The organism is Steroidobacter sp. (assembly GCF_036406195.1).
Taxonomy (GTDB): Bacteria; Pseudomonadota; Gammaproteobacteria; order Steroidobacterales; family Steroidobacteraceae; genus Steroidobacter.
The window spans coordinates 125,177-135,178 of the sequence record NZ_DASWVW010000020.1 but is presented as its reverse complement, the minus strand read 5'-3'; the positions used below and the strand labels follow the sequence as shown (position 1 = coordinate 135,178).

Genomic DNA, 10,002 nt, shown 5'->3' with positions numbered 1-10,002 from the left:
TCACGCACCAGCGTCAGCAACAGCTTCCCCGGCTCCTCGAACTGCAGCATGTGCGAAGACTGTTCGAACCAGACCAGCTTCTTGACCGGCGCTTTGAGCTTCGAGAACCAGCGCTCCGCGACGACGCTGGACACGGCATAGTCACTCCGCCCAGCCAGCACGAACACGGGACAATCCAGCCGATTCACCTTCGAGAAATCAATGTTCACGAACTCCGCCGCTAACTTCGCGGCGGACACGCCCTCATACTGCGCCGATCTCAGGTCATCTAGACCATAGTCAGGCGAGAGCAGGCGCGCATTCACCTCGTACTCCAGACCGGAGCGTCCGCGCGTCATGCCGCCGAAGTACGTCAGCCACTTTCGCTGCGTCAGTACATCGGTGATCTCAATCCTTCGGTCCGGTTTGGGATAAGGCGCGATGGCGGACAGCTCGGCGACCGCGGTGTCGTTGCCAGCCTCGCGCGCGGAGCGTAGCGCGAATTCGTAGCCGAGCCGTTCGTTCTCCTCGAGCTCGATGTATTGCCCCATGCCCACATAGGCATGCAGCCACGAGGGATGTCTGCGTGCCAGTTCGAGCCCAAGGACACTGCCCCAGCTATGGCCGAGAACGAAAATCTTCTCCTTGCCATACGTCTTGCGCAGGTAGCCAACCACTTCAACGGCATCGGCGATCATGCGCTCGACGCTCACCTGCGCATGAACCGCTTCAGGAGTAGAGCCCGTCATCGTTCGGCCGGCGCCGCGCTGATCCCATTGCACGACCGTGAAAAACTCTTCCCACGGCGTTTGATAGAACCAACTCGCCGGCATTTCCGGGAAGCCGGGGCCACCGTGGATGAACAGCAGGATCGGGTTGTTGCGATCCTTGCCACGCACGGACAGCCATTGCGGAATGCCGCCGATCTCGACGGCCTTCAGCTCTTCGATGCCACCCGGGGTAGTGACCGCCCTCAGATCACGAATGATCTGCTGAGCCAGCTCGCGATCGACCACGGGCAACCCTTCCTCGGGTGTCGCAGCCGTGGAAGATCGAACGAATCCAGCGAGGGACAAGGCTACCGCCGCGATTGCAAATCCAACAGCGCGCCAGGCCGCCCTGCCCGTCGTCACCAGCACCCACCGCCCCGACTGCTGTTCATTGCTTGTCATGTATGGTGCTCAGAATCGTGCGGACAGTGAGACGCCAATAGTTCTCGGCGTATTGATGGTGTATCGGTCGAGCGTAATCGGCGCGCCATCGCGAACACCGCTAACGGTATTGCGGTCGAGCTGCGCCCTCTTATCCGTGAGGTTGTTGACGAACACGGCCGAGCCCCATCGGCCGTGATCGAAACCTACCCGCAGATTCGCAATCACATACTCGTCGAGTCGTGAAGAGCCGGCGCCCAGCAGGCTCGTGCGCGATCCCTGATACTGCACGTCGCCTCGGATGTAGAGCCGGCCTTCCGCACCGATCGCAGCAGCCCATTCAGCGTTGGTCGCTGCGGCCCAGCGGGGAACCTGCGGCAACTGCGCACCAATCGTGGCGATGTCTTCGAGCCCCCGATTGAGCGAGGTCAGCTCTGCATCGGTATAAGTAACCTGCCCACCAAAGCGCACATGGTCGGTCGCGCGCGCGTTGATCTCCATCTCCACACCGCGGCTGCGTGCCTTGCCCGCGTTGGTGAAGCCGTTGAAGCCGTCCTCACGATTGACGTTGAGCTGGATGTCATCCCAGTCGATCCAGAAGGCCGACGCATTGAAGATCAAGGCATCTCCGAACAGCTCCGAGCGCAAGCCCGCTTCGTAGCTCCACAGGGAATCCGAGCTGAAGTCCTCGGCGAGATCGACCAGGCAGGTCGGGCACGGCGGCAGCCCCGGGTTCACACCGCCGATGCGAAAGCCCTTCGCGGCCTGCAAATAGAGCAGTTTGCGATCGTCGATCTTGTAGGAGAGGTTGAACTTTGGAGTCCGGGACGTTTCGCTGAAGTTGCCGGACTGAATGAGCGCAACGCCGCCCAGGGCCAATCCATCCCGGAAAGAGACGATGTCCCGGTCGGTGTTCGAGACACGCAGGCCGGCCGTGGCCGTGAGCTTGCCGAAGAATTCATAGCTGATCTCACCGAATCCGGCGATCTGTTCAATGCTCCCGTCCGTGTTGGCGAAGAACAGATACTCACTCGAGGACCCCGGCGTCGGGACGCCGCGAAAATGGATGGTCTGGCCAAATTCCTCATCGCGATCGACATAGAAGCCGCCGATGAGCCACTGAAATGCGCTTTCTCCCTGTGAGGCCAGGCGCAGCTCCTGCGCTTTCGATCTCGCTCCGTAACTCAGCACGGACTGGCCGCGCGGCACGCCAGTGACGGCTTCGATGAAGTAGTCGATGTCGTTTTCGAAGTCTCGCTGCCGATCGAAGTAGGACGACGAAGCCGCGAGCGAGGCAAACCCCAGGTCGGCCTCGACCTTCAGGTTGACGAGGCCGAAGCGGTCTTCGAACGGCTCCGGCTCGCGTTGATCGAGCACCAGGCGGGGATAGTCGCCCGAGTGGCGGTTGTAGGAACCACTGTCGGTGCGCTGATGCATGCCTGTGAGCACGATGTTCACGGCGTCCACGGGTTGCACCCGGAAGGCCAGCCTGCCGCCATACGTGCTCTCGTCGTTGATGTCACCTTCGCCTGTCAGGCTGTTGTCGATGAAGCCCTCGTTGCGGATGCCATAAGCTACCGCGCGAAACGCAGCGCGATCCGTGACCGGGAGATTCAGCCAGGCATTCGTGGCGCCATTGATGCCGCCACTGCTCGTCGACGAACCTTGGATCTCCGCATAAGCCTGCGTTTCCGTGAAGCTGGGTTGGTTGGTGAGAATGCGCACCGTGCCGCCCAGCGAGCCACTTCCGTACAGGGTTCCCTGCGGCCCACGCAGCACTTCGACGCGATCGATATCGTACAGACGCAGATCAGGCTGGGACGAACCCTCCGTCACCGGCGTCTCGTCGATATAAACGCCGACCGTGGATTCCTTTCCCGTATCGACATCGCCGCCGGTGGACACGCCGCGGATGAAGAGCTGCGACCGGCCCGGACCATCGTCCTGAAAAGAAACGCCGGCGACGGTGCGCGCATAGTCCCCGAAGTTGAGCGCACCCTGTTTGCGCAGCTCTTCGCCCGAAAGGGCCTGGATGCTTTGCGGCACGTCTTGCAACCGCTCCGTGCGCTTTCGTGCGGTCACGATGATTTCTTCCACCTCGATACGCGACATCGGGTTTTCGCCCGTTGCCGACGAGGACGGATTACCCACGGCTCCGCCACTGGGATTCGAGGATGCAGGGGTGATCAGCAACACGCCGCTGTCATCCGCACGCAATGCGAGCGCAGTGCCTTCCAGCAGCTTGGTAATGGCATCGGCGGCAGTGAGCGTGCCGTGAACACCGCTGGTTTGCAGCCCTTTGAGCTGCTCGGGTCGATAGACCACCTCGACGCCGGACTGGCGCACGAGCAGTTCGATCGCCTCGATGAGATCGCCCGCCGGCACATCGACCGCTTTCGGCGCATCCGCCATCGCGTTTGAGGCGAGCACAACGGAGCAGGCAAGCGCCAGCAACGCGGACTTCACTTTTCTCTGTCGGCACATTGTTCTTCCATCCCCGTGTCAACCCTCTTTGGGGTCTGTAACCGGGACGCACGTGACGAAGAAATCCCCCCGTGTGTCGGGCGCGACATGCACGCGCCGGCCAGGACTACTTCATCGCCGCTGCAGAATGATGCGGTCGCCGAGCTCGGTCGCGCGCACTGGAAACCCGCGTTCCAGTACGTGCACAAAGGCGATGACGTTGGTGGTGCGCACATTGCCGCCGACGCGCAGATCGGCCAGCTCCGGGTCGGCAATCACGATCTGCTTCTCGTTGTATCGATTGAACTCGGTCACCGCGTCCGCAAGCGGCGTGTCGCGTAGCGCGATGTAGCCCGAGCGCCAGCTCAGACTCGATTCGGCGTCCGCGACCGAAAGCTGCTGCACGACCACGCCGGCTGCACCAGCCTGCGCAATACTTCCGGCTGTGACTGGCGTTGTCGGCGCCTGCGTCACGCTGTCAGTCGCAGTCACTTCGACGATCCCCTCTGTCACGACGACGCGCACTGTGCCGTCGCTATTGAAGACAGAAAACTTCGTGCCCACAGCGACGATCTGCTTGTTGCCGGCTTGCACGACGAATCGACGCGTCGGGTCCTTGGCGACCTCGAAGAAGGCTTCGCCGCGATCGAGCCGGACGCGGCGTTCGGTGTCGCTCAGCTCAACGCGCATCGCGCTTGCCGTGTTCAGCGTAATTCGCGAGCCGTCCGCCAACGGCACCACCTCCATGCTGCCGATGGCTGTGCTGTATGAATGAGCGCCGCGCCCCAGCGAATACCAGCCGAGCACGGCGCCGAGCATGACAAGCATGATGGCGGCAATGGCACGCACAAGCGGTCGCGGTTGCATCCGCGACGATCGATCAGAACCGCTCGCCGGTGCGGCCGATCCCGCTGCGCGCTCCGGCAATCCGGACAGACGCCACTGTCCGGGCGGCGGTATCTCTCCGCGCGGCACGCCCGCACCGAGCGCCTGCAACCGATCGGCTCGCTGCCACACCGTCTGCAGGCGGATCACCGCCACACGATGCGCTGTTGACTGATCCTGCCAGGCGGCGAATGCAGCTTCGTCGGCCTCGGACCAATGCCCGCCATCCCGCCTGGCCAGCCACTCGGCCGCCTCCAGTTCGATCTTTGCGCTATCCATGGTCGGACTCGCTGTCAGCTGCATCGAAAGATTCCGAGGCGGGATCGAGCGCGCCCGGCTGCAGCAGCGCCCGGGTCAGCAAACGCATGCCTCGTGCGACTTGCTTCTCGATCGCCTTCTCTCGCACGCCAAGCCGCGCGGCCACGTCTTTCTGCGACAACTGCTCGACCTTGCGCAGCCACATCACCGCGCGACACTTGGGCGGCAGCGAGTCGAAGGCGCGCGCAAGGCACGCCAACTCCTGCAGTCCCGTCAATCGTTGCTCAGGTGAGATTTCGTCCACGAGAACCTCGAGGGCATCCACGTCTGCGCGCGTGCCGATGAAAGTGATCCGGCTGCGCCGCAATCGATCGGTCATCAGATTCCGAGCGGCGGTGAACAAGAAGGACTTGGTGGCGATGGGCCGTTTCGTGCGTGCCGCGTCGTACACCCGAACGTAGATCTCCTGTCTCAGGTCCGTCACCTCGTCCCGTCGTGGCCAGACGCGCAGCAGATAGCGCATCAGTGATGGCTCGTGCACCAGCACCTCACGCGCAAACCACTGTTCGAGCGGCTCGATCATGACACGAAACATACCCTTGCAGAGTCGAGGAATACAGGCGCTTGGGGCGGCATGAAGCTTTATTTTTCTCGGGCGGGGGGATTTTCCCACGCCGTGCGTCCCGGTCCATTTGTACGCTGCCTACTCAGTTGTCATTCGCCTTGGACGCTGATTGACGCTGGTCTTCCTATCGCCAGTCTTGACGACCTGAAATGCCCGCGCAATGGGAACGGTAAACCGCCCATGAATATGTGGAACTCCCCCGAATTCGATGCTCACGAGCAAGTCTGCTTCTTTACGGACGAAGCCACCGGGCTGCGTTCGATCGTAGCGATCCATTCCACGGCGCTGGGGCCAGCGGCGGGCGGCACCCGCTTCAAGGCTTACAGCAACGAGATGGAAGCGCTCGAGGATGCCCTGCGGCTCTCTCGCGCCATGTCCTATAAGTCAGCCCTGGCCGGTCTGCCGCTCGGCGGTGGCAAGGCGGTGATCATTGGCGATCCGGGAAAGCTGAAAAGCCGCGAGCTGCTGCACGCGTATGGTCGGTACATCGATCGCATCGGGCAGACATTCGCCACCGGCGAAGACGTCGGCATGTCGGTGGCGGACATGGATACAGTTCGGGAAGTCACACCCTACGTCGGTGGCACGTCCGTCGGTGCCGGCGATCCTTCGATCCATACGGCAACCGGCGTCGTCCACGGATTGCGTGCGGTGTTGAAGCATCAGTTCGACCGCGAAGACTTTCGCGGCATCAAGGTCGCCATCCAAGGACTCGGCGCAGTCGGCCGGCGCGTCGCCGAGCGATTGAAAGATGCCGGTGCGCAGCTGGTCGTAGCGGACATTCGCGAGGACGCGGTCCAACGTGCGTGCAAAGAGCTCGGGGCCGAGGCGCTCCCCGTCGATCAGATCCACAAGGCGGCTGTGGACATCTATTCGCCCTGCGCCTTGGGCGGCGTCATCACCACGCAAACCGCCAGGCAGATCAAAGCTCGAGCAGTCGCGGGCGCTGCCAACAACCAACTCGTCAATGCCGAAGCCGGCCTCGCATTGATGCAGCTCGGCATCCTGTTCGCACCGGACTATGTGATCAACGCCGGCGGCATCATCAGCGGGCTGGAAGCGGCGCTGAGGATGCCCGGTCGTAAGACGGCGCAACTCAAGCCACTCGCCGAGCAACTGGCGGGCATTCACGACCGCCTCTGCGAGATATTCGCCCGCTCCGCGAGAGAACGACGCCCGCCTGAAGTGATCGCCGAGCAGATGGCGCGCGAACTGATCGGACGCTGATCGCGTCCGCCGTCTCTCTCGACAAACGAGACGCACTCGACGTGTGAGACCCAGCTCCGCGAGACGACGTCCACTCGAACAACAACGCCCGGCGGCTCCGGTAACGGCAGGTGCCCAATGTCGACCAACGCAAGCGTGACGAACAACAACTCGAGCGACCGCGAGCTGTCGGCGCTGGCAGTCCTCATCGGCGTTGCGCTGACCGTCGTCTTCACCGCGGCGAATGTATTTCTGGGGCTGAGAATCGGGATCAACTTCGCCACCTCCATTCCCGCTGCGGTGCTCTCGATGGTGATGCTTCGCGCGCTGGGACAGTCAGGCATTCTCCAGAACAACATCGTGCAGACCATCGCTTCGGCGGCGGGAACGTTGGCCTCGGTGATCTATGTTTTGCCAGGACTGGTGATCGTCGGCTGGTGGGCGGGATTTCCGTTCTGGACGAGCTTTCTCGTGTGCGCGAGCGGCGGCTTGCTCGGCGTGATGTTGTCGATTCCACTGCGGCGTGCGCTCGTGGTTCGCTCCAACCTCGCCTATCCGGAAGGCCGCGCCGCCGCCGAAGTATTGAAGGTTGGTTGCGCAGAAAACTCGAGCGCGGGCGGTGAAGCCAAGGCCGGTTTCATCGCCATCATGGCCGGAGGTGCGCTCTCGGCGGGGTATTCGCTGCTGGGAGCAATGCGCGTCGTCGCCAGCGACGTTTCCTATTGGTTCCGCCTGGGCAGCAGTGCAACTGGCGTCAGCTTTTCCTTTTCTCTTGCACTGCTCGGAGTGGGCCACCTGATCGGAACCTCGGCGGGACTAGCGGCGCTATTGGGGCTGCTCGTGGCATACGGCGTTTTAACCCCGCTATTGAGCGCGTTGCACGCGGCACCCGGTACCGCAATGGAAGCGGCGATCTGGACCTGGAGCCACGAGGTTCGGTTCATCGGTGCAGGCGCGATCGGCGCGGCCGCGCTCTGGACGTTCTTCGGGTTGCTGCGCCCCGTGATTGCAGGGCTGCGCGAGTCTCTAGCTCGAGGTGAGAACAGCGCACCGCTGCCGCAGGAGCGCGATCTATCACCGCGTGTGATCGCCGCTGTGACAGCCGCGCTAGTTGTTCCTATCACCTTCGGGATTCATTCATTCCTCAACGACGGGGCGCTCGCCGGTGCAAGTTGGCAACTCGTGCTCTCCTGCACATTCTACGTGCTGGTCGCCAGTGCTTTCGTCGCGTCCGTTTGCGGCTACATGGCCGGGTTGGTCGGCTCATCCAGCAGCCCGATCTCGGGCGTGGGCATCCTCGTCATCGTCGGCATCGCTGCGATACTCGCCTTGGCTTTCAGCTCCCGCGGAACCACCAACGAGCAACTGATCGCACTGGCGTTGTTCACGACGACGTTCGTCATTGCCGCGGCGACGATCGCCAACGACAACCTGCAGGATCTGAAAACAGGTCACCTCGTTGGCGCGACCCCTTGGAAGCAGCAGCTCGCATTGATGATCGGTGTGGTTGCTGGCGCGCTGACCATCCCCGTGGTGCTCGATCTGCTGGCTCGCACATATGGTTTCGGCGATGTTTCTCCCGCGCATCCGCATGCATTGCCCGCGCCTCAGGCCACTCTGATCACCGCGCTTGCCAAAGGAACGCTTGCCGGCGACCTCGACTGGTCGCTGATCGCCGTGGGCGTTGCCATCGGCGCGGCCGCGATTGCACTGGACGCGGCGGTCCGCAAGACCGGCAGAGCCGGCTTGCCGCCACTGGCTGTAGGGATCGGCATCTATCTCCCCATGACACTGACGCTGCCGATCATCGTCGGCGCGCTATTGAGCCACGTCTGGCGACAGCGAACACCGGATCAAGCAAAACACCGCGTTGGCGTATTGATGGCCTCCGGCCTGATTGTCGGCGAAAGCCTGTTCGGCGTACTGCTCACGATTCCGATTGCAATCACCGGAAATGCCACGCCGCTCGCACTGGTGTCCGATTCGTTTGCCGAGCCCGGGCTCGTGATAGGCGCTGTTGTATTCGTGGCTATGGCCGTCTACAGCTATCAGCTCGTAGAGCGCCAGCGTCAACCTGCAACGTGAATCATGCTTTCGTCATCGCGCTGGCGGGCGGGCCGTCACTCTGAGCACGCTCATTGCCGTGAACGTCAGCAGCGCCGCGAGGATAAAAGGCGCGCCTGGGAAATAGACCGGCGCACGCGGTGCAGTGAAGAAGGCCAGCGACTGTGTCATTGCGATGGGGCCGACGATGGCGGCGACGCTCGTCAACGACGCGACGGCGCCCTGCAGCTCGCCTTGAGCGTCGGCGCGAACGCGAGATGACATCATCGCATTCAGCGCTGGGAAGCAGAGCGCTTGCAGCGCGCTGCCAAGCGTGATGGGAAATACCATCCATCCATGGGGTATCACAGCGTAGGAAACGTAGGCGACTATAGCCATCGACAGTCCCAGCAGCGCAGTGCGCCACTCGCCGAGGCGATGGACGACGCGGCCGGTCAGCGTCAGCTGCACGACTGCCATGCCAATACCCGTGACCGCAAGCGACAGGCCGATCATCGCGGGCGACCAATCGAAGCGGATGGCCGTAAAGAAAGCCCACGAGCTCGGATAGACGTTGGTGCCCACCAACGTGAGCAATGTGACGAGCGCCAGACCCATTACGCTGGGATAGTGGCGCAAAGCTACGATCGCGCCGAGTGGATTGGCCCGCTTCCATGAGAAAGCCCTGCGTCGCGATGGCGGCAACGACTCCGGTAGCACCAGAATCCCGAACGCCAGATTCAGGCCCGCCAGTGCGGCGGCCGCGAAGAACGGTGCACGCGGGCCGAATTCGCCCAACAGTCCGCCAATCGCCGGACCAAGAATGAAGCCGATGCCGAATGCCGCGCTCACCGTGCCGAATGCCCGAGCCCGTTGCTCGACCGGCGTGATGTCGGCGACGAATGCATTCGCGGGCACCTGCACCGCTCCGGCGATGCCTGCGATTGCGCGGCCGACGAACAACCATGCAATCGTCGGCGCGACGCCCATCAACAGATAGTCCAACCCGAACGCCAGCAACGACAACAGGATGACCGGCCGCCGGCCGAAGCGATCGCTGAGATTGCCGATCAGCGGCCCGCAGGTGAACTGCAGCAGCGCATATACCATCAGCATGCCGCCCGCGGTTCGCGCTGCCGATGCCAGATCGGGCGAGCCCAGCTCCAGCAACAGTTGCGGCAGCACCGGCATGACGATGCCGAACCCGATCGAATCGATGAGCCGGGTGATGAAAATGAAAACAATGGGAGTGCGTGTGCTCATGACTTCCATACCGCGGCGGCGAGTATGCAGGACCGCACCCGCAGATGTCTCACGTGACTTGTTCGTTGTTTTGAACAGCGTCTGCTTGCGCTGTGCTGAATTGGATACGCCGCCCACAGGCAACCATCA

7 protein-coding genes are annotated in these 10,002 nt (G+C 62.6%); 2 read left to right on the top strand and 5 right to left on the bottom strand.

The window, feature by feature from the left end:
- The 4 genes from VGE08_RS10145 to VGE08_RS10130 form a co-directional block, all read right to left on the bottom strand.
- Positions 1–1,151: alpha/beta hydrolase (locus VGE08_RS10145; protein WP_331067759.1), on the bottom strand; the 1,151-nt coding region annotated here is incomplete at its 3' end.
- A 9-nt stretch (positions 1,152–1,160) separates the two neighbouring features.
- Complete coding sequence (locus VGE08_RS10140) at positions 1,161–3,614, bottom strand: TonB-dependent receptor (protein ID WP_331067758.1); 2,454 nt, start codon at positions 3,612–3,614, stop codon at positions 1,161–1,163.
- 111 nt (positions 3,615–3,725) lie between these two features.
- Positions 3,726–4,757, bottom strand: coding sequence for a FecR family protein (locus VGE08_RS10135; RefSeq protein WP_331067757.1), 1,032 nt, complete (start codon positions 4,755–4,757; stop codon positions 3,726–3,728).
- On the bottom strand, positions 4,750–5,319 hold the full coding sequence (locus VGE08_RS10130) for a sigma-70 family RNA polymerase sigma factor (protein WP_331067756.1): 570 nt from the start codon (positions 5,317–5,319) through the stop codon (positions 4,750–4,752). Before VGE08_RS10130 ends, VGE08_RS10135 begins: the two co-directional genes overlap by 8 nt.
- Before the next feature lie 222 nt (positions 5,320–5,541).
- Between VGE08_RS10130 and VGE08_RS10125 the strand changes: the two genes are divergently transcribed.
- Positions 5,542–6,588, top strand: coding sequence for a Leu/Phe/Val dehydrogenase (locus VGE08_RS10125; protein ID WP_331067755.1), 1,047 nt, complete (start codon positions 5,542–5,544; stop codon positions 6,586–6,588).
- A gap of 117 nt (positions 6,589–6,705) precedes the next feature.
- Positions 6,706–8,652: an OPT family oligopeptide transporter gene (locus VGE08_RS10120; RefSeq protein ID WP_331067754.1), complete on the top strand. Its 1,947-nt coding sequence runs from the start codon at positions 6,706–6,708 to the stop codon at positions 8,650–8,652.
- A 12-nt stretch (positions 8,653–8,664) separates the two neighbouring features.
- Here the strand turns inward: VGE08_RS10120 and VGE08_RS10115 are convergent, their stop codons facing one another.
- Positions 8,665–9,990: a TCR/Tet family MFS transporter gene (locus VGE08_RS10115; RefSeq protein ID WP_331067753.1), complete on the bottom strand. Its 1,326-nt coding sequence runs from the start codon at positions 9,988–9,990 to the stop codon at positions 8,665–8,667.
- Between the last annotated feature and the right edge of the window lie 12 nt (positions 9,991–10,002).